This is a genomic window from Pseudomonas sp. W17 (assembly GCF_040268305.1).
Classification (GTDB): domain Bacteria; phylum Pseudomonadota; class Gammaproteobacteria; order Pseudomonadales; family Pseudomonadaceae; genus Aquipseudomonas; species Aquipseudomonas protegens.
The window spans coordinates 658,322-677,760 of record NZ_CP158490.1; the positions used below are offsets into that span (position 1 = coordinate 658,322).

Here is a 19,439-nt window from a genome sequence, read left to right on the forward strand (position 1 = left end):
CCGTCTATCCTTGCGGGTGTGACGGCTTTGGCCATCTGTTTTCTGATTTTTATTATTGATCCTTAAAGGAGTGCGGCACATGTCAAAAGGGCATTCGCTACAAGACCCTTACTTGAATACATTGCGTAAAGAGAAGGTTGGGGTTTCCATTTATCTGGTCAACGGGATCAAGCTGCAAGGTACGATCGAGTCTTTCGACCAGTTCGTCATCCTGCTGAAGAACACCGTCAGCCAAATGGTTTACAAGCACGCTATCTCGACAGTGGTTCCAGTTCGCCCGATTCGCCTGCCTAGCGCTTCCGAATCCGAACAGGGTGACGCTGAGCCAGGTAACGCCTGATAGGAGTCTCCTTTGTTCTTTGAGCGCCACGGTGGTGGTGAACGGGCCATTCTCGTTCACTTGGATGGTCAGGACCCTGAGGCGCGCGAAGATCCGCAGGAGTTTCAGGAGCTGGCATTATCGGCCGGCGCCGAGACCGTCGCGTTTGTTAGCGTGCCGCGTCATCGGCCAACCGCCAAATACCTGGTTGGCAGCGGCAAGGTCGAGGAGTTACGCGACCTGGTCAAAGCCGAACAGGTAGACCTGGTGATTTTCAATCACATCCTCACACCCAGTCAGGAACGTAACCTCGAACGTGTATTCGAGTGTCGCGTGATCGACCGCACGGGTCTGATTCTCGATATCTTCGCTCAGCGCGCGCGCACCCATGAAGGCAAGCTCCAGGTTGAACTGGCCCAGCTTGAGCACATGAGCACCCGTCTGGTTCGTGGCTGGACTCACCTTGAACGGCAGAAAGGCGGTATCGGTCTGCGCGGGCCCGGTGAAACCCAGTTGGAAACCGACCGGCGCCTGTTGCGAGTGCGTCTGCGGCAGATCAAGGCGCGCCTGGAGAAGGTTCGCAGCCAGCGTGAGCAGGCCCGTCGTGGCCGCAAGCGTGCGGATATCCCTTCAGTGTCCCTGGTGGGCTACACCAACGCCGGCAAGTCCACGCTGTTCAATGCGGTCACTGCGTCCGATGTTTTCGCTGCCGACCAATTGTTCGCCACCCTCGACCCCACCCTGCGCCGGCTTGAGCTGGACGACCTGGGGCCGATTGTGCTGGCCGATACCGTGGGGTTCATCCGCCACCTGCCGCACAAGTTGGTGGAGGCGTTTCGGGCTACCCTCGAAGAATCGAGCAACTCCGATTTGCTGCTGCATGTGATCGATGCCCATGAGCCCGAGCGCATGGCGCAGATCGAGCAGGTGATGGTGGTGCTGGGGGAGATCGGGGCTCAAGACTTGCCGATCCTGGAGGTCTATAACAAACTCGATTTGCTCGAGGGTGTGGAGCCGCAGATCCAGCGCGACCCCGACGGCAAGCCACAGCGGGTCTGGCTGTCGGCCCGTGATGGCCAGGGGCTGGATCTGCTCAAGCAGGCCATCGCCGAGCTGCTGGGTGAAGATTTGTTTGTAGGCACCTTGCGCTTGCCTCAGCGTTTTGCTCGACTGCGAGCACAGTTTTTCCAGTTGAACGCTGTGCAGAAAGAAGATCACGACGACGAAGGTGTCAGCCTGCTTGCTGTTCGCCTGCCACGGGCCGAGTTGAACCGGCTGGTCAGTCGCGAAGGCATGCAGCCGTCGGAATTCATCGAGCAACACACTTTGCAATAAAAGCCTGGGCAAGCGGTTGTGCCGCTGTAGCAGGCATTCTGTAGCATTGGTCGGCGCGCCGTGGGTGCGTCTTTGCTTTATCAGATGGAGAGCGCTATGGCTTGGAATGAGCCGGGTGGCAACTCGAATAATCAGGACCCTTGGGGTGGTAAGCGCCGCAATAATGGCGATCGCAAGGGGCCACCAGATCTCGACGAGGCCTTCCGTAAGCTGCAGGAAAGCCTGAATGGGTTGTTCGGTGGTGGTAAGAAACGTGGTGATGACGGCGGTAGTTCCGGCAAGGGCGGTGGTTTCGGCCTGCTGGGTATCGGTCTTGTCGTGCTGGCTGCCGTGTGGCTGTACAGCGCGGTGTATGTAGTAGACGAGCAGGAGCAGGCCGTAGTGCTGCGCTTCGGCAAATACTACGAAACCGTCGGCCCGGGTCTGAACATCTACTTCCCGCCGATCGATCGCAAGTACATGGAAAACGTCACGCGTGAGCGTGCCTACACCAAGCAGGGCCAGATGCTCACCGAGGACGAGAACATCGTCGAAGTGCCGCTGACCGTGCAGTACAAGATCAGCAACCTGCAGGATTTCGTGCTGAACGTCGATCAGCCGGAAATCAGCCTGCAGCATGCGACCGACAGCGCCCTGCGCCACGTGGTGGGTTCCACCGCAATGGACCAGGTGCTGACCGAAGGTCGTGAATTGATGGCCAGTGAGATCAAGGAGCGTCTGCAACGCTTCCTGGACAACTATCGCACCGGTATCACCGTGACCCAGGTGAACGTACAGAGCGCAGCGGCACCGCGTGAAGTACAGGAAGCCTTCGATGACGTGATCCGTGCCCGTGAAGATGAACAGCGTTCGCGCAACCAGGCTGAAACCTATGCCAACGGCGTCGTGCCGGAAGCCCGTGGTCAGGCCCAGCGCATCCTCGAGGATGCCAACGGTTACCGTGACGAAGTGGTATCCCGGGCCAAGGGTGAGGCAGATCGCTTCACCAAACTGGTTGCCGAGTACCGCAAGGCTCCTGAGGTCACTCGTCAGCGCCTGTACCTGGACACCATGCAGGAAGTCTTCAGCAACACCAGCAAGGTGTTGGTGACTGGCAGCAAGGGCGGGCAGAACAATCTGCTCTATCTGCCGCTGGACAAGATGATCGACAGTGGTCGTAGCGGCAGTGCTCCGGTAACGGGCGCAGCGTCGGCGGCCAGCAATGAAGCGAATGCGCGCGCGGCGGCTGACCATATGCAGCAACAGCAGCAGACGCGTTCTAGGGAGACTCGCTGATGAGCAATAAATCGCTGATCGCCCTGATCGTGGGCGTTGTCGTGGCGGTGGTTGCCTGGAACAGCTTCTACATCGTCGCTCAGACCGAGCGTGCGGTGTTGCTGCAGTTCGGTCGTGTGGTTCAGGCGGATGTCCAGCCTGGCCTGCATGTGAAAGTGCCCTACGTGAACCAGGTGCGTAAGTTCGACGCACGCCTGATGACCCTGGATGCACCGACGCAGCGCTTCCTGACCCTGGAAAAGAAAGCCGTGATGGTGGATGCCTACGCCAAGTGGCGGGTGAAGGATGCCGAGCGTTTCTACACCGCGACTTCCGGCCTCAAGCAGATTGCCGACGAGCGTCTTTCCCGTCGCCTGGAGTCGGGCCTGCGTGACCAGTTCGGTAAGCGCACCCTGCACGAAGTGGTTTCCGGTGAGCGTGACGCGCTGATGGCGGATATCACGGCTTCGCTGAACAAGATGGCGGAAAAGGAGCTGGGTATCGAAGTGGTCGATGTCCGGGTCAAGGCCATCGACTTGCCCAAGGAAGTGAACCGCAGCGTGTTCGAGCGCATGAGCACCGAGCGTGAGCGTGAGGCTCGCGAGCACCGGGCCAAGGGTAACGAACTGGCGGAAGGCATCCGTGCCGATGCCGATCGTCAGCGTCGCGTGCTGTTGGCTGAGGCCTATCGGGAGTCTGAAGAGGCTCGCGGTGACGGTGATGCCCAGGCAGCGGCGATCTATGCCAAGGCCTACGGCCAGGACCAGGAGTTCTACGCGTTCTACCGTAGCCTGCGTGCCTACCGTGAAAGCTTCGCGAACAAATCCGACGTCATGGTTCTGGACCCAAGCAGCGACTTCTTCCACTACCTGGAAAAGTCCAAGCCTTGATCAGGCCCTGACCCTGGAGCACCCCGCCGGGCGGCTAAAACGCCTCGCGGGGTGATCCTTTGGGAAAACGGGTGTATGATGCGGCAGCCGGGAAATTCCCGGCTTTTTTGCGTCTGCATCTTTGATTGGCCGTGGCTCGTTCAAGAGTCCGGCAAGATTTTTCGAGGAAAATGGTCTGTACAGCTGATTCCTGGCTGCCTGTCCGGCTGAGCTCGCGTCGGATGCGACTGTTTTCTGCTTCACTCTAAGGCTGGCCCCAGGCTTGCCGCCCGGACCATAGGGGAATGGCGTAATGGCAACGGTAGACCGCTGGCTGCTGCCAGATGGCATCGAAGAAGTATTGCCGCCGGAAGCGGCGCGCATCGAAGTGGCGCGTCGTCAGGTGTTGGATCTGTTTCAGAGTTGGGGTTACGAGTTCGTCGTCACTCCCCATATCGAATACCTGGAATCCCTGTTGACAGGTGCAGGCCAGGATCTGGATCTGCGTACCTTCAAGGTCATCGACCCGCAGTCGGGCCGGCAGATGGGGTTTCGGGCCGACATCACGCCGCAGGTGGCGCGTATTGATGCCCACACCCTGCGCCGCGAAGGGCCGAGCCGCCTGTGCTACGCCGGCAGTGTGCTGCATGCGCAGCCGCGTGCCTTGTCGTCCTCGCGCAGCCCGATCCAGCTGGGGGCCGAGTTGTATGGTGATGCCAGCCCGAGCAGCGACGTTGAAGTCATCAGCCTGATGCTGGCCATGCTGCAACTGGCCGACGTGCCCGATGTGCACATGGATCTGGGACATGTTGGCATCTACCGTGGCCTGGCACAGGCCGCCGGCTTGTCCGGTGCTGTTGAACAGCAACTGTTCGATGCCCTGCAACGCAAGGCGATCGACGAGGTCATCAGCCTGACGGAAGGCCTGCCGGCCGACCTGGCGGACATGCTGCGCTCCCTGGTGGACCTGTGCGGCAGCCGCGAAGTGCTGGGCGATGCCCGCCGTCGCCTGGCCGGTGCGCCGACGTCTGTGCTGCTGGCGCTGGATGAATTGCTGACCATTGCCGAGCGCCTGTCCGTGCGGTTCCCGGACTTGCCGCTGTATTTCGACCTTGGCGAGTTGCGCGGCTATCACTACCACACCGGTGTGGTGTTCGCGGTATTTGTTCCAGGCGTGGGCCAATCCATCGCCCAGGGCGGGCGCTACGATGACATCGGCGCGGATTTCGGGCGTGCCCGTCCCGCGACTGGTTTCTCCACCGATTTGAAAACCCTGGTGACCCTGGGGCGTGCTGAAGTCGAGCTACCGTCTGGCGGTATCTGGATGCCAGACAACACTGACGCGGCACTCTGGCAGACCGTCTGCCGCTTGCGCAGTGAGGGTCAGCGTGTGGTTCAGGCCTTGCCTGGGCAGCCTTTGGCCGCCGCCCGTGAAGCGGACTGCGACCGGCAATTGATTCAGCAGAATGGGCTTTGGCAAGTATTGCCGCTGGCTTCTTGAGTTTTCCTGCCGGCGGCTGCCGGCACCAAGTTTGCGCGAATGAGGACAAGTGTTATGGGTAAGAATGTCGTAGTCCTGGGCACCCAATGGGGTGATGAGGGCAAAGGCAAGATCGTTGATCTGCTGACCGAACATGCCGCCGCCGTAGTGCGCTACCAGGGTGGCCACAACGCTGGCCACACCCTGGTGATCGACGGTGAGAAGACCGTCCTGCACCTGATTCCGTCCGGTGTGCTGCGCGAAGGCGTGCAGTGCCTGATCGGTAACGGTGTGGTGGTAGCTCCGGATGCCTTGATGCGTGAAATCGTCAAGCTGGAAGAGAAGGGTGTGCCGGTGCGCGAGCGCCTGCGTATCAGCCCGTCCTGCCCGCTGATCCTGTCCTATCACGTGGCCCTGGACCAGGCCCGCGAGAAAGCCCGTGGCGAGCAGAAGATCGGTACCACCGGCCGCGGCATCGGCCCGGCTTACGAAGACAAGGTTGCACGTCGTGGCCTGCGCATCGGCGATCTGTTCCACCGCGAGCGTTTCGCCGCCAAGCTGGGCGAGCTGCTGGACTACCACAACTTCGTTCTGGTGAATTACTACAAAGAGCCGGCCATCGACTTCCAGAAGACCCTGGACGAGTGCATGGAGTACGCCGAACTGCTCAAGCCGATGATGCTCGACGTGACTGCCGAGCTGCACCAGTTGCGCCGCGCCGGCAAGGACATCATGTTCGAAGGCGCCCAGGGTTCGTTGCTGGACATCGACCACGGCACCTACCCGTACGTCACCAGCTCCAACACCACTGCTGGTGGTATCGCCACCGGTTCGGGCGTGGGTCCGATGTACCTGGACTACATCCTGGGCATCACCAAGGCCTATACCACTCGCGTAGGCTCGGGCCCGTTCCCGACCGAGCTGTTCGACGACATCGGCGCTTTCCTGGCCAAGCGTGGTCATGAGTTCGGCGCCACCACCGGCCGCGCTCGTCGCTGCGGCTGGTTCGATGCCGTGATCCTGCGTCGCGCCATCGACGTCAACAGCATCTCGGGCCTGTGCCTGACCAAGCTGGACGTTCTGGACGGCCTGGAAACCATCAATATCTGTGTCGGCTACAAGAACCAGGATGGTGCAGTCATCGACGCGCCAACCGACGCCGACAGCTACATCGGCCTGGAGCCGGTGTACGAGCAGATGCCGGGCTGGAGCGAGTCGACCCTGGGTGCCAAGACCCTGGAAGAGCTGCCTGCCGCCGCCCAGGCCTACATCAAGCGCATCGAAGAGTTGGTCGGCGCGCCGATCGACATTATTTCGACAGGCCCGGACCGCAACGAGACCATCGTTCTGCGTCATCCGTTCGCTTGATAACTCGTTGATGTAAAAAACAAAGGGCCCTTAATCGGGCCCTTTGTCGTTTCTGCCTGCCACGCGGCACGACCCTTGCTGTGAAATCCACTTCTAGAGTGCCATCAGAATAATGGCGTCAAAAGTAGAGGGATTTCCTGTGTCGGCCGTTCTCTCACTGTTACAAAGCCGTTTACTACGGCCTGTGTTCGTTACTCTCGGTATCGCCCTTTTGGTGCAAGTGCTGGTAGCGGTTGCCCTGACTCGGAGCACAGTGACCGCACTCGAGGCGGATCTGGCTTCGCGCCTGGGCGGCGACAGCCAGAAATTGGCTGGCGAGCTCGAGCAGGCGGGCAAAGAAGTCACCTCCAGTCTGGAGAGTCTTTCCAGCAGTACCCGCCAACGCCTCACGGCCGGCCTGTCTTCGCGTCTCAAGGAAGAACAGGTACAGCTGCGTGCGGCGCTGGAGAAGGACCTGAAGGACTCTGCCAATGACATGGCTCAGTTGCTGGCCTCCGTGGCGCCTCGCGCCATGTGGGACAGTGATGTGCCGACCTTGTCCGAGTTCGCCCGACGGGCTCAGCGCAACCCCAATGTGTTGTTCGTGGTTTATGACGATGCGGCGGGAGAGCACCTGACCCGCTACCTGAATCGTGAAAACCCGATCAACAAGGCGCTGCTGGAAAAGGGCAAGGGCGACCGGGCGCTGGACAAAGTCCTGGATGCAGCGAAGAACGATCCTTCGGTGTACTACCTTGAAGCCTCGATCAATCCCAATGGCGTGGAAATCGGCAAGGTGCTGATGGGAGTCTCCACCGCGTCGGTGGAGGCCGATATCGCCGCCCTGGATCAGCGTTTCAGTGCCTTGATTGCCAGCAGCGATCAGTTGGTTGGCGACAGCCTCAAGGGAGCTTCTGCCGACAGCTCGGCGGCCATGCGCTCGCGCTTGCAGTCGGCCCAGGGTACGGCGGCACAGATGCAGGCCAATACCGCGAGCACGGTGCAGGAGGCGGCGGCCACCTTGCGCTGGCAGATCGGCGTCGGCCTGGCGCTGGTTGGCCTGGCCCTGCTGCTGTTGCTGGCAGTGGTGCTGGGGCGTCGCGTGGTGAGCAAGCTGCATTTGCTGATCGCTGCGCTCAATGACCTGGCAGCGGGCGAAGGTGACCTGACCAAGCGTGTGCCGCTCAACAGCAATGATGAGATTGGCGACATGGCCTCGGCGGTGAATCGCTTTGTGGATAAGTTGCAGCCCATCGTGCGGGAAGCGGGGGATGTGGCCCAGCGCACAGGCGTCGAGATCGGCGCCATGAGCCAGCGTAATGCCGGGGCTGATGCCGCAGCCGAAGCGCAGCGTGATGAGGTGGCAGAGAGCCTGCGAGCGTTGTCGCAGATGGCCGATGAAGCCCAGGCGGAAAGCCAGGCGATGCAGGCCGCACTGCAGCAGGTGGTGGAGATTCGTCAGGCGACGGACGAGACTACCCGCACCTCCGAGCAGGTCGGCAGCCTGATCGAGGCGCTGGCGGGGCAAGTGGATACCGGGGCCAAGGTGATCGAGCGCCTGGCCCAGCAGAGCGAGCAGATCGAGGTGGTGCTGACGGTGATCCATGGCATTGCCGAGCAAACCAACCTGCTGGCATTGAACGCTGCGATCGAGGCCGCGCGCGCCGGCGAGACCGGGCGCGGATTTGCCGTGGTGGCGGATGAGGTGCGGGCCCTGGCCAGCAAGACGCAAAGCTCCACTGGCGATATCCAGGCCCATATCGGTGCCCTGCAGCAGGGCGCGCGGGAGGCCGTAGCGGCTATCGGTCAGGCCGGGCGTCAGGCCAGCGAGGGCTTGCTGGTGCTGCGCGACAGTGCTCGCCTGCAACAATCGGTGCAGTCTTCGGTAGAGCAGGTGCACGCCGCGATTGGCCTGGCCACCCAGGCTGCGGCCCATCAGGCGCAGGGCGCGCAGGCGGTGCGTGGGCGGGTGGAAACCATCCATGCCCAGGCCGAGCGGGCGGCTCAGGCCGTGGTAGAAACCACCGCCAGCGGCAAGGTACTGGACAGCCTGGCGGCGCAGCTCAAGGCCAGCCTCGGTCAGTTCCGCGCCTGATGCCTGGCCGGCAAGCTGGCTCCTGCCACCTTACTGCAGGAGCCGGCTTGCCACCTCTCAGCGACTCAAATACATCCGCGTTGTCAGCAGATAGACCGGTAGCCCTGACACCAGTATCAACAGCGCCGCATAAGGTGCCGCCGCTGCAAACTCCACATTCGCCGTATGCGCCCACACTTCTGTGGCCAGGGTGTTGAGCCCGGTTGGGCTGAGCAGCAGGGTCGCTGTCAGTTCCTTCATCGCATCCAGAAAGACCAGGGCGAAAGCCGCGCCCAGCGCCGGGAAGATGATCGGCAGGGTCACTCGGCAAAAGGCGCTGAACGACGATGCGCCGAGGGTTCTTGCTGCTTCTTCCAGCTGTGGCGCGGCCTTGTTCAGCGCGGTACGGATCGGCGCCTGGGCCAGGGGCAGGAACAGCAGGGCATAGGCAATCAGCAGCAGCGCCGAGGTCTGGTACAGCACCGGCACATAGTGCAGCGCGAAATACACCAGGGTCAGGGCGATCACCAGCCCTGGCAGGGCATGCAGCAGATAGGGCAGGCGCTCTGCCCAGATGGCCAGGCGCCCCTTGTAGCGCACCACCAGCAGGCCCACCGGCACTGCCAGCACCAGACACAGGCCGGCGCCGCCCAGGGACAGGGCCAGTGAAGACAGCAATGCTTCGCTGATTGCCGCGACGGGGAAGGCTGCCGATGAACCGACGGCCAGCCAATAGGCAAGCATGCCCAGGGGGACACCGCTGCCGATCAGCGCCAGCATCAGGCAGTAAAGCTGTCCGCCGATGCTCCAGCGCCCCAGGCGTACCTGTTCGGCGTGCCTGGCTGCGCCCTGGCCGGTGCGTACATGGCGGCCCTTGCCACGGACGCGCAGTTCCAGCCCCAGCAGCAGCAGGCACAGCGCCAGCAACACGGCCGACAGCATGGCGGCGTTGGCATTGCTGAACTCCAGCTCGAATTGCTGGTAGATGGCGGTGGTGAAGGTCTGCAGGCCGATGATCGACAGGGCGCCGAACTCCACCAGCATATGCAGGGCAATCAGCAGCGAGCCGGCCAGCAATGAAGGCCAGAGCAAGGGCAGGGTTATCTTGAAGAACACGCCCCAGCGATTTTGCCCCAGGGTCCGCGCCGATTCCTCCAGGGAGGGGTCGAGATTACGCAGGGTGGCCGCCACCGGCAGGAACACCAGCGGGTATTTGGACAGGGTCATCACCAGGATCGCGCCGCCCAGTCCTTCGAACCCGGCGCTCAGGGATACCCAAGTGAAGCTGCTGACAAAGGCCGGTACGGCGAAGGGCAAGCACAGCACCACGCCCCAGATCCGCCTTCCCGGCAAATCGCTGCGTTCCAGCAGCCAGGCCAGGGACAGGCCGAGCACGGCGCAGGCAAGGGTCACGCCGAGCATCAGCAGCAGGGTATTGCTCAGCAGGCGCAACACATAGGGGCGCCACAGCAGGTGCAGGGCTTCAGCCCAGCCGGCCTGCCAGGCCTTGAGGCCGACATATAACAGTGGCAACAGGCTCAGGCAGACCAGTAGCAGGACTGGCAGCAGTAGCCAGATTGAAGGCCGCTTGCGCCTCGGCACAAAGGTGGTGCGCAAGGCGGAAGCGGATGGCGATGGATTCATCAGTTCAGGCCGACGTCACGTTCCAGGTCCAGGGCTTCCTCGGCATTGCCGAGATCGGCTGGGGTCACCTTCGGGGCTTCCAGTTCATTGAAGGGCTTGAGTCCGCGATCGGACTGCATGCCTTTATGCAGCGGGTACTCGGCCGTGGTCTGGGTAATCACCCGCTGGCCCTCTTCGCTGGCCATGTAGGCCAGAAGCTGCTGGGCCTCTTTCGGATGTTTGCTGGACTTGAGTACGGCTGCGCTGGACACGGTGATCAGGCCGCCGACGTCGCCGCCCGTGAAGTAGTGCAGTTTCGAGTCGAGCTGGCCTTTTTCCCGTTGCAGGGCAAACCAGTAGTAGTTGTTCACCAGGACCGTGGCCACTTCGCCGTTTTCCACGGCTTTGAGGGCCACCATGTTATTGCTGTAGACCTTGCCGAAAGCCCGTAGGCCGGTCAGCCATTCTTCGGCAGCATCCCTGCCGTGCATCTTGATGATGGCCACGGCCTGTTCCTGAAAAGCGCCGCTGGTGGGCACGAAGCCAACCTTGCCTTGCCACTGCGGCTGTGAGAATTCCATCACCGACTGGGGCAGGTCTTTTTCGTCGATCAGTTTCGGGTTGAAGGCGACGACTCGTACGCGCGCGGTGACACCGATCCAGGTGCCGTTGCCCGCAACATATTCCTTGGGCAGCACGGCCAGGGTCGTGGCGTCGGTCTGGGCCAGCAGGCCCTGTTCGCCGAGTTTGTTCAGGGGAGGGGATTCTTCGGTGTAGATCACATCAGCGGGGGAGCGGTCGCCTTCTTCGACAACCTGGCTGGCCAGTTGATTGCTGCTGCCCTTGCGGACATTGACATGGATGCCGGTCTTGGCTTCGAAAGCCTTGGCTACCGCGTCGCCGACTTCCTTGTGCTGACCGTTGTACAGGGTCAGGGAAACCGGATCGGCTGCCTGGGTGGAGGGGGATGCCAGGGTCAGCCCCAGCAAAGTGATGGTCAAGCCACGCAGAAGGGATGTTGGAAGGAGGGTATTTCTGAACATCATTCGCAGGTTTCCTCACTGTAGTGCCGCAAAAACTTGTAACAATCATAAACGATATCGTTTCTCATGTGCGCTTTGCGGATGCGGAGGAAGGCGATGGTGCGGGGAAATATCAGAAGGCTGAAACGCAAAAACCCGCTTTCGCGGGTTTTTGTGAGACTTGAAAGCGATGCTCTCAAGTTTTGAATTGGTGCCCAGAAGAAGACTCGAACTTCCACGACCTTGCGGTCACCAGCACCTGAAGCTGGCGTGTCTACCAATTTCACCATCTGGGCAATATCGACGTTGTCGCCGTGTCGATGGAGCGCACTATACGGACAGCGTTTTGATCTGTAAACCCCTGTTTTGGTTTTATTAAATCAAACACTTAGAATGCAAAAACCCGCTTTCGCGGGTTTTTGTTCGAGCCTTGAAACTGATCTAATCTCAAGCTCTTGAATTGGTGCCCAGAAGAAGACTCGAACTTCCACGGCCTTGCGGCCACCAGCACCTGAAGCTGGCGTGTCTACCAATTTCACCATCTGGGCAGTATCGCTGACGTCTCCGTCGTCGATGGCGCGCACTATACGGAGGCTCTTTTGAGCTGTAAACCCCAGATTTCAAAAAAGATTGAAAAAAACTCTCCGGCGGTATGCGTGACGATGTTTCTGAGGTGATGGCGAGGATTATTCCTAGGTTGTCTGAGCCTGAAATTTCCCGTTTCAATACGCGTATGCCAAACTAACCCGCATATAGACAAGGTGAAATTTATCTAATGGCCGATTGGCAGTCCCTCGATCCCGAGGCCGCTCGTGAAGCGGAAAAATACGAAAACCCTATTCCTAGCCGCGAACTCATCCTTCAGCATCTTGCTGACCGGGGTTCGCCTGCTAGTCGCGAGCAGTTGGTAGAAGAGTTCGGTCTGACCACGGAAGACCAGCTGGAAGCCCTGCGCCGCCGCCTGCGCGCCATGGAGCGCGACGCTCAACTGATCTATACCCGCCGCGGCACTTATGCGCCGGTGGACAAGCTCGACCTGATTCTCGGCCGTATCAGCGGTCACCGTGACGGCTTCGGCTTCCTGGTGCCGGATGACGGCAGCGACGACCTGTTCATGAGCCCGGCGCAAATGCGTCTGGTATTCGATGGCGACCGCGCCCTGGCCCGGGTTTCCGGCCTGGATCGCCGCGGCCGTCGCGAAGGCGTGATCGTCGAAGTGGTGTCCCGTGCCCACGAAAGCATCGTCGGTCGCTACTTCGAAGAAGGTGGTATCGGTTTCGTGGTGGCAGACAACCCGAAGATCCAGCAGGAAGTGCTGGTAACGCCGGGGCGCAATGCCAATGCCAAGATCGGTCAGTTCGTCGAAGTGAAGATCACTCACTGGCCGACGCCGCGCTTCCAGCCGCAAGGCGATGTGGTGGAAGTGGTGGGCAACTACATGGCACCGGGCATGGAAATCGACGTTGCCCTGCGCACCTACGATATTCCTCATGTCTGGCCAGAGGCGGTGCTCAAGGAAGCCGGCAAGCTCAAGCCCGAAGTGGAAGAGAAGGACAAAGAGAAGCGCATCGACCTGCGTGATCTGCCTTTCGTCACCATCGACGGCGAAGATGCCCGCGACTTCGACGACGCTGTTTTCTGCGAAGCCAAGCCCGGCAAGCTGCGCCTGTTCGGTGGTGGCTGGAAGCTGTATGTGGCGATTGCCGACGTCTCCAGTTACGTGAAGATCGGTTCGGCTCTGGATGCCGAAGCCCAGGTGCGCGGCAACTCGGTGTACTTCCCCGAGCGGGTGATCCCGATGCTGCCCGAGCAACTGTCCAACGGCCTGTGCTCGCTGAACCCGAAAGTCGATCGCCTGGCCATGGTTTGCGAGATGACCATCTCCAAGTCCGGCGAGATGACCGATTACCAGTTCTACGAAGCGGTGATCCACTCCAAGGCGCGTCTGACCTACAACAAGGTCAGCACCATGCTCGAGCAGCCGAAAACCAGCGAAGCCAAACAGTTGCGCGGTGAATACGGCGATGTCCTGCCGCACCTGAAGCAGCTGTATGCGCTGTACAAGGTCTTGCTGGGGGCTCGCCATACCCGGGGCGCCATCGACTTCGAGACCCAGGAAACCCGGATCATCTTCGGTTCCGAGCGCAAGATCGCCGAAATTCGTCCGACTACCCGCAATGATGCGCACAAGCTGATCGAGGAATGCATGCTGGCGGCCAACGTGGCCACCGCCGAGTTCCTCAAGAAGCACGAGATTCCGGCCCTGTACCGGGTGCACGATGGTCCGCCGCCGGAGCGTTTGGAAAAACTGCGCGCCTTCCTCGGCGAGCTGGGCCTATCCCTGCATAAGGGCAAGGATGGTCCGACGCCGAAGGACTACCAGGCATTGCTGGAAACCATCAAGGACCGTCCGGATTACCACCTGATCCAGACCGTGATGCTGCGCTCCCTGAGCCAGGCGGTGTACAGCGCTGATAACCAGGGCCACTTCGGCCTGAATTACGAAGCCTATACCCACTTCACCTCGCCGATCCGTCGCTACCCGGACCTGTTGACCCATCGGGCCATCCGCAGCGTCATCCACTCCAAGCAGGACACGCCGCACGTGCGCCGCGCCGGGGCGATGACCATTCCGAAGGCGCGTATCTATCCGTACGACGAAGCGACCCTGGAGCAGCTCGGCGAGCAGTGCTCGATGAGCGAGCGCCGTGCCGATGAGGCCACGCGGGACGTAGTGAACTGGCTCAAGTGCGAGTTCATGAAGGATCGTGTGGGCGAGTCCTTCCCGGGTGTGATCACCGCGGTGACCGGTTTCGGCCTGTTCGTCGAGTTGACCGACATCTACGTCGAGGGCCTGGTGCACGTCACCGCCTTGCCGGGGGACTACTACCACTTCGACCCTGTGCATCACCGCCTGGCGGGCGAGCGCACCGGTCGCAGCTTCCGCCTGGGCGATACTGTGGAAGTGCGGGTCATGCGCGTCGACCTGGACGAGCGCAAGATCGATTTCGAAATGGCCGAGAAGACCATCAACGCACCGATCGGCCGCAAGAAGCGTGGCGCCGCGGACGCACCTGCCAGCAAGGTCGTGGAAGAGCCGGCTCCAGCCAAGGCGGGGCGTCGCAGCTCCGCCAAGGAAAAGGCGGTCGAGGCTTATCGTCCAAGCGACGCTGCAGCGAAAAACGCCGAAGTGCGCAAAAGCCGTGAAATGAAGCGGGCGCTGCTGGCCGAAGCCAAGGGCGGTGGTAAAGCGACGTCTGCGGGAAAGTCCGGTAAGCCGGCGCCCTCGCGCGCTGGCGAAAAGCCCGCCAAGCCGAGCAAACATCGTAAAGGTCCGCCCAAGGCGGGCTCCGCTTCCGGCGCTAAAAGCGGCGGGGCGCGCAAACCTAAGGCCAAGTCATGAGTCAGTTGGAAAAGATCTACGGTGTGCATGCCGTAGAAGCGTTGCTGCGTCACCATCCCAAGCGGGTCAAGCAGATCTGGTTGGCTGAAGGGCGCAGTGATCCACGGGTTCAGGTGCTGGTGGACCTGGCTGCGCAGAACCGTGTTTCGGTTGGCCAGGCCGAGCGTCGTGAGATGGACGCATGGGTTGAAGGCGTGCACCAGGGCGTAGTGGCGGAAGTCAGCCCGAGCCAGGTGTGGGGCGAGGCCATGCTCGACGAGCTGCTGGACCGTACCGAAGGCGCGCCGTTGCTGCTGGTGCTGGACGGTGTGACCGACCCGCATAACCTCGGGGCCTGCCTGCGTACTGCCGATGCGGCCGGTGCCCTGGCAGTGCTGGTGCCCAAGGACAAGTCGGCGACCCTGACTCCGACCGTGCGCAAAGTGGCCTGCGGCGCCGCCGAAGTGATTCCGCTGGTAGCCGTGACCAACCTGGCCCGCACCCTGGAGAAGCTCCAGCAGCGTGGGCTGTGGATCGTCGGCACCGCCGGCGAGGCCGAACAGGAACTGTACGACCAGGACCTGACCGGGCCGACCATCATCATCATGGGGGCCGAAGGCAAGGGCATGCGTCGCCTGACCCGCGAGCACTGCGATTACCTGGTACGCCTGCCGATGGCCGGCAGCGTCAGCAGCCTCAACGTCTCCGTGGCCACTGGCGTATGCCTGTTCGAAGCCATGCGCCAGCGCGGTGCCAAGGCCAAGGCCGGCGCCAAGAAAGCCTGACTCGCAGTTGCAGGAGCCGGCTTGCCGGCGAGGCGCGTGCTGCCGTCCATCGTCGGCACGCCGGCTCCCGCAGGTGGTTGTTCAAATAATCACCAATTGCCTTGCGCCGCTGTTCCCCCTTCTCTACAATTGCGCCCCTTGCCGTGACGGCAGGCGCATATGTGCCTACTACCAGGCAAGACACACCAGTGTCATTCACTCCTTGTCTGACCGCTTATAGGCGGCAGGCTACAACCCGTAAGGAGCATTCATGCGTCATTACGAAATCATCTTTTTGGTCCACCCGGATCAAAGCGAGCAAGTCGGCGGCATGGTTGAGCGTTACACCAAGCTGATCGAAGAAGACGGCGGCAAAATCCACCGTCTGGAAGACTGGGGCCGTCGTCAACTGGCCTACGCAATCAACAATGTTCACAAGGCTCACTACGTGATGCTGAACGTTGAGTGCACCGGTAAAGCCCTGGCTGAGCTGGAAGACAACTTCCGTTACAACGATGCTGTGATCCGTAACCTGGTCATCCGTCGCGAAGAAGCCATCACTGGCCAATCCGAGATGCTCAAGGCTGAAGAAAACCGCAGTGAGCGCCGTGAGCGTCGTGACCGTCCTGAGCATGCTGACAGCGCCGATGGCGATGACAGCGACAACAGCGACGCCAGCGATAACGCTGACGAGTAATCCACGGACCTTTTGAGGAGCCAATTACATGGCACGTTTCTTCCGTCGTCGTAAATTCTGCCGCTTCACCGCTGAAGACGTGAAAGAGATCGATTACAAAGATCTCAACACTCTGAAAGCCTACGTATCCGAGACCGGCAAAATCGTTCCAAGCCGCATCACCGGTACCAAAGCTCGTTATCAGCGTCAGCTGGCCACCGCTATCAAGCGCGCCCGCTTCCTGGCCCTGCTGGCCTACACCGACAGCCACGGCCGCTGAGATCGGGCAGTCGACAAGTAGTAAGGGATTGAATGCATGCGCGCCTTAGCTGAGTTCATCATGCGCGGTCGTATGCAGGCCACTCTGGTAGTGGCTGGCTGTTCGGCATTGCCGTTGTTGTATTGGTTGGGTGCTGCCGCCGGGAGCCTGGTGCTTCTGCGGCGCGGATTGAAGGATGCCCTTGGCGTCCTCGCTCTGGGAGTGCTGCCAGCTTTGCTCTGGTGGCTGACGTTCGATGACCCGCGGGCACTTCTGGTGCTGCTGGGTTCTTCGAGTCTTGCGTTGGTTTTGCGCGCAAGCGAGTCCTGGAGCCGCGTGCTGCTGGTCAGCATAGCGATGGGGTTGGTGTTTGCTGGAGTCCTGGGTGCGGCTTTCCGCCCTCAGATCGAAGCGCTGTCACAGGAATTGATAAAAATCCTGCCGATGGCCTTGGGTGAGGTCTACCAGCAGCTATCGGTTGAAGAGCGAGCTCGTCTTGCCACGCTGATTGCCCCGATCCTGACCGGCCTGATAGCGGCCCTGTTGCAAGCCATCAGCGTGCTGAGCCTGATTCTTGGGCGTTACTGGCAGGCTGTGTTGTATAACCCGGGTGGTTTTGGTCGCGAGTTTCGCGCCATCAGAATCCCTCTTGGGCCAGCGATGTTGCTGCTGGCGTGCATGCTGGTGGGGCCGAACTTCGGACCTCAACTGGCCATGCTGACGCCGATGTGCAGTGTCCCGCTGGCTTTTGCCGGGCTGGCCCTGATTCACGGGCTGGTGGCACAAGGGCGACTGGCCAGGTTCTGGCTGGTGGGGTTGTACGTCACGCTGTTGCCGTTCATGCAGCTGATCTATCCGTTGCTCGTGGTCCTGGCCATTGTCGACAGTCTGGTTGATTTTCGCGGTCGTTTGGCGCCGAAAGACGCTGATAACGGCTCTGCGAACGGTGAAGGTTAAAAGTTAAGAGGTTATTACCAAATGGAACTGATCCTGCTGGAAAAAATCGCCAACCTGGGCAACCTGGGCGATAAGGTAAACGTTAAGGCTGGTTACGGCCGTAACTACCTGCTGCCTTTCGGCAAAGCCACCGCTGCTACCGCTGCCAACCTGGCTGCGTTCGAAGCGCGTCGTGCCGAGCTGGAAAAACTGGCTGCAGAGAAGAAGGCTTCTGCCGAAACTCGCGCTGCGCAACTGGCTGAGCTGGAAGTGACCATCACTGCCACCGCCGGTGACGAAGGCAAGCTGTTCGGTTCGATCGGCACCCACGACATCGCTGATGCACTGACCGCCTCGGGCGTTGAAGTGGCAAAAAGCGAAGTTCGTCTGCCGAACGGCACCATCCGCAACGTAGGTGAATTCGACGTAGCCGTGCACCTGCACGCTGAAGTTGAAGCAACCGTACGCGTTGTCGTGGTGGCTGCTTAAGCAGTACCAAATCGTCTGGCACCTTGTGTGGCTGACGGTTAACATCGGGCACGATCCTGTTTACAGGTCGTGCCCTTTGTCTTTCTGCTGATCCTGATTTTCACCCCCGAATTCCAAGTGGCCATGAACGATATCTCCGCTCCCGAGCAATACGATCTGCAAACCGCTGCCCTGAAGGTGCCGCCGCACTCCATCGAGGCCGAACAGGCCGTGCTCGGTGGTCTGATGTTGGACAACAACGCCTGGGAACGTGTGTTGGATCAAGTGTCCGACGGCGATTTCTACCGGCATGACCACCGTTTGATCTTCCGCGCCATTGCCAAGCTGGCCGACCAGAACATGCCCATCGACGTGGTCACCCTGTCCGAGCAACTGGACAAGGAAGGCCAGACTTCGCAGGTCGGCGGCCTGGGCTACCTGGGTGAACTGGCGAAGAACACTCCGTCGGTGGCCAACATCAAGGCCTATGCGCAGATCGTTCGTCAGCGGGCCACCCTGCGTCAGCTGATCGGCATCAGCACCGAGATCGCCGACAGTGCCTTCAACCCGGAAGGGCGCACCGCCGAAGAGATTCTCGACGAGGCCGAGCGGCAGATCTTCCAGATCGCCGAAGCGCGGCCCAAGACCGGCGGCCCGGTGGGGGTCAACGAACTGCTGACCAAGGCCATCGACCGCATCGATACCCTGTTCAACACGGACAACGCCATCACCGGCCTGTCCACCGGCTATACCGATCTCGACGAGAAGACCAGCGGCCTGCAGCCGGCCGACTTGATCATCGTCGCCGGCCGTCCGTCCATGGGTAAGACCACCTTCGCTATGAACCTGGTGGAGAACGCGGTACTGCGCAGCGACAAGGCGGTGCTGGTGTACTCCCTGGAGATGCCAGGTGAATCGCTGATCATGCGTATGCTCTCCTCGCTGGGCCGCATCGACCAGACCAAGGTCCGTTCCGGCCAGCTGGAAGACGACGACTGGCCACGCCTGACCTCGGCGGTCAACCTGCTCAACGACCGCAAGCTGTTCATCGACGACACCGCGGGCATCAGCCCCTCGGAGATGCGTGCGCGGACCCGGCGCCTGGTGCGTGAGCACGGCGATATCGCCCTGATCATGATCGACTACCTGCAGCTCATGCAGATTCCAGGCTCCAGCGGCGACAACCGGACCAACGAGATTTCCGAGATTTCCCGGTCCCTGAAAGCCCTGGCCAAGGAGTTCAACTGCCCGGTAGTGGCCCTGTCCCAGCTCAACCGCTCCCTGGAACAACGTCCCAACAAGCGCCCGGTGAACTCCGACTTGCGGGAATCCGGAGCGATCGAGCAGGACGCCGACGTGATCATGTTCGTCTACCGGGACGAGGTGTATCACCCGGAAACCGAGCACAAGGGCATTGCCGAGATCATCATCGGCAAGCAGCGGAACGGCCCCATCGGCTTTATCCGCCTGGCGTTCATCGGCAAGTACACCCGCTTCGAGAACCTCGCCCCGGGCAGCTACAACTTCGACGACGACGAATAACGGCGCCAGCCATGGTGGTGCTCTGGTGGGGCAGCGTGCTCCCGCTGGAGCACGCAGCGGCCCCAAGGCCGGTCGGCGCCTTGCTCCAG

General features: G+C 61.0%; 16 protein-coding genes and 2 tRNA genes. 14 read left to right on the forward strand and 4 right to left on the reverse strand.

All coding sequences use genetic code 11. From position 1 onward, the window contains the following. Nucleotides 1-79: 79 nt before the first annotated feature. From hfq to ABCR88_RS02945, 7 genes are all read left to right on the forward strand, one after another. The gene (hfq, locus tag ABCR88_RS02915; protein WP_007921378.1) at nucleotides 80-340 is read left to right on the forward strand and encodes an RNA chaperone Hfq; all 261 of its coding nucleotides are present in this window, start codon (nucleotides 80-82) and stop codon (nucleotides 338-340) included. Nucleotides 341-352: 12 nt separating this feature from the next. After that, entirely contained in the window at nucleotides 353-1,654 is a 1,302-nt protein-coding gene (gene hflX / locus ABCR88_RS02920; protein ID WP_011058939.1) for a ribosome rescue GTPase HflX, read from the forward strand. Between the two features lie 96 nt (nucleotides 1,655-1,750). Then, nucleotides 1,751-2,929, forward strand: a complete 1,179-nt coding sequence (gene hflK, locus ABCR88_RS02925) for an FtsH protease activity modulator HflK (RefSeq protein WP_011058940.1) — start codon at nucleotides 1,751-1,753, stop codon at nucleotides 2,927-2,929. Then, nucleotides 2,929-3,798 (forward strand): protease modulator HflC, encoded by an 870-nt coding sequence (gene hflC / locus ABCR88_RS02930; RefSeq protein ID WP_011058941.1) that lies wholly within the window; start codon nucleotides 2,929-2,931, stop codon nucleotides 3,796-3,798. The genes hflK and hflC overlap by 1 nt, the downstream gene beginning before the upstream one ends. 292 nt (nucleotides 3,799-4,090) lie before the next feature. Further along, complete coding sequence (locus tag ABCR88_RS02935; protein ID WP_011058942.1) at nucleotides 4,091-5,278, forward strand: ATP phosphoribosyltransferase regulatory subunit; 1,188 nt, start codon at nucleotides 4,091-4,093, stop codon at nucleotides 5,276-5,278. 54 nt (nucleotides 5,279-5,332) lie between these two features. Continuing rightward, on the forward strand, nucleotides 5,333-6,625 hold the full coding sequence (locus tag ABCR88_RS02940; protein ID WP_011058943.1) for an adenylosuccinate synthase: 1,293 nt from the start codon (nucleotides 5,333-5,335) through the stop codon (nucleotides 6,623-6,625). Nucleotides 6,626-6,764: 139 nt separating this feature from the next. Continuing rightward, nucleotides 6,765-8,699, forward strand: coding sequence for a methyl-accepting chemotaxis protein (locus tag ABCR88_RS02945; RefSeq protein WP_011058944.1), 1,935 nt, complete (start codon nucleotides 6,765-6,767; stop codon nucleotides 8,697-8,699). A gap of 57 nt (nucleotides 8,700-8,756) precedes the next feature. On the opposite strand, the gene ABCR88_RS02950 is transcribed toward ABCR88_RS02945, so the two are convergent. The 4 genes from ABCR88_RS02950 to ABCR88_RS02965 all read right to left on the reverse strand — a co-directional run bounded on the left by ABCR88_RS02950 (nucleotide 8,757) and on the right by ABCR88_RS02965 (nucleotide 11,871). Further along, complete coding sequence (locus tag ABCR88_RS02950) at nucleotides 8,757-10,322, reverse strand: iron ABC transporter permease (RefSeq protein ID WP_011058945.1); 1,566 nt, start codon at nucleotides 10,320-10,322, stop codon at nucleotides 8,757-8,759. Continuing rightward, nucleotides 10,322-11,347: an extracellular solute-binding protein gene (locus ABCR88_RS02955; RefSeq protein ID WP_337154676.1), complete on the reverse strand. Its 1,026-nt coding sequence runs from the start codon at nucleotides 11,345-11,347 to the stop codon at nucleotides 10,322-10,324. The genes ABCR88_RS02950 and ABCR88_RS02955 overlap by 1 nt, the downstream gene beginning before the upstream one ends. A 185-nt stretch (nucleotides 11,348-11,532) precedes the next feature. Continuing rightward, nucleotides 11,533-11,619: transfer RNA gene (locus ABCR88_RS02960), tRNA-Leu, on the reverse strand. Between the two features lie 165 nt (nucleotides 11,620-11,784). Beyond that, nucleotides 11,785-11,871: transfer RNA gene (locus ABCR88_RS02965), tRNA-Leu, on the reverse strand. A 227-nt stretch (nucleotides 11,872-12,098) separates the two neighbouring features. Here ABCR88_RS02965 and rnr point away from each other — a divergent pair. The 7 genes from rnr (at nucleotide 12,099) to dnaB (ending at nucleotide 19,350) form a co-directional block, all read left to right on the forward strand. After that, nucleotides 12,099-14,726 carry a ribonuclease R gene (gene rnr, locus ABCR88_RS02970; protein ID WP_011058947.1) on the forward strand — a complete coding sequence of 876 codons (2,628 nt, stop codon included), beginning with the start codon at nucleotides 12,099-12,101 and terminating at the stop codon, nucleotides 14,724-14,726. Further along, the gene (gene rlmB, locus ABCR88_RS02975) at nucleotides 14,723-15,490 is read left to right on the forward strand and encodes a 23S rRNA (guanosine(2251)-2'-O)-methyltransferase RlmB (RefSeq protein ID WP_015633942.1); all 768 of its coding nucleotides are present in this window, start codon (nucleotides 14,723-14,725) and stop codon (nucleotides 15,488-15,490) included. The genes rnr and rlmB overlap by 4 nt, the downstream gene beginning before the upstream one ends. Before the next feature lie 250 nt (nucleotides 15,491-15,740). Continuing rightward, nucleotides 15,741-16,166: a 30S ribosomal protein S6 gene (rpsF, locus tag ABCR88_RS02980; protein WP_011058949.1), complete on the forward strand. Its 426-nt coding sequence runs from the start codon at nucleotides 15,741-15,743 to the stop codon at nucleotides 16,164-16,166. Between the two features lie 28 nt (nucleotides 16,167-16,194). Then, nucleotides 16,195-16,425, forward strand: coding sequence for a 30S ribosomal protein S18 (gene rpsR, locus ABCR88_RS02985; protein ID WP_002551829.1), 231 nt, complete (start codon nucleotides 16,195-16,197; stop codon nucleotides 16,423-16,425). A 36-nt stretch (nucleotides 16,426-16,461) separates the two neighbouring features. Next, complete coding sequence (locus ABCR88_RS02990) at nucleotides 16,462-17,361, forward strand: hypothetical protein (protein ID WP_011058950.1); 900 nt, start codon at nucleotides 16,462-16,464, stop codon at nucleotides 17,359-17,361. A gap of 21 nt (nucleotides 17,362-17,382) precedes the next feature. Further along, the gene (gene rplI, locus ABCR88_RS02995; RefSeq protein ID WP_007921484.1) at nucleotides 17,383-17,829 is read left to right on the forward strand and encodes a 50S ribosomal protein L9; all 447 of its coding nucleotides are present in this window, start codon (nucleotides 17,383-17,385) and stop codon (nucleotides 17,827-17,829) included. A 123-nt stretch (nucleotides 17,830-17,952) separates the two neighbouring features. Continuing rightward, complete coding sequence (dnaB, locus tag ABCR88_RS03000) at nucleotides 17,953-19,350, forward strand: replicative DNA helicase (protein WP_007921486.1); 1,398 nt, start codon at nucleotides 17,953-17,955, stop codon at nucleotides 19,348-19,350. Nucleotides 19,351-19,439: the final 89 nt, after the last annotated feature.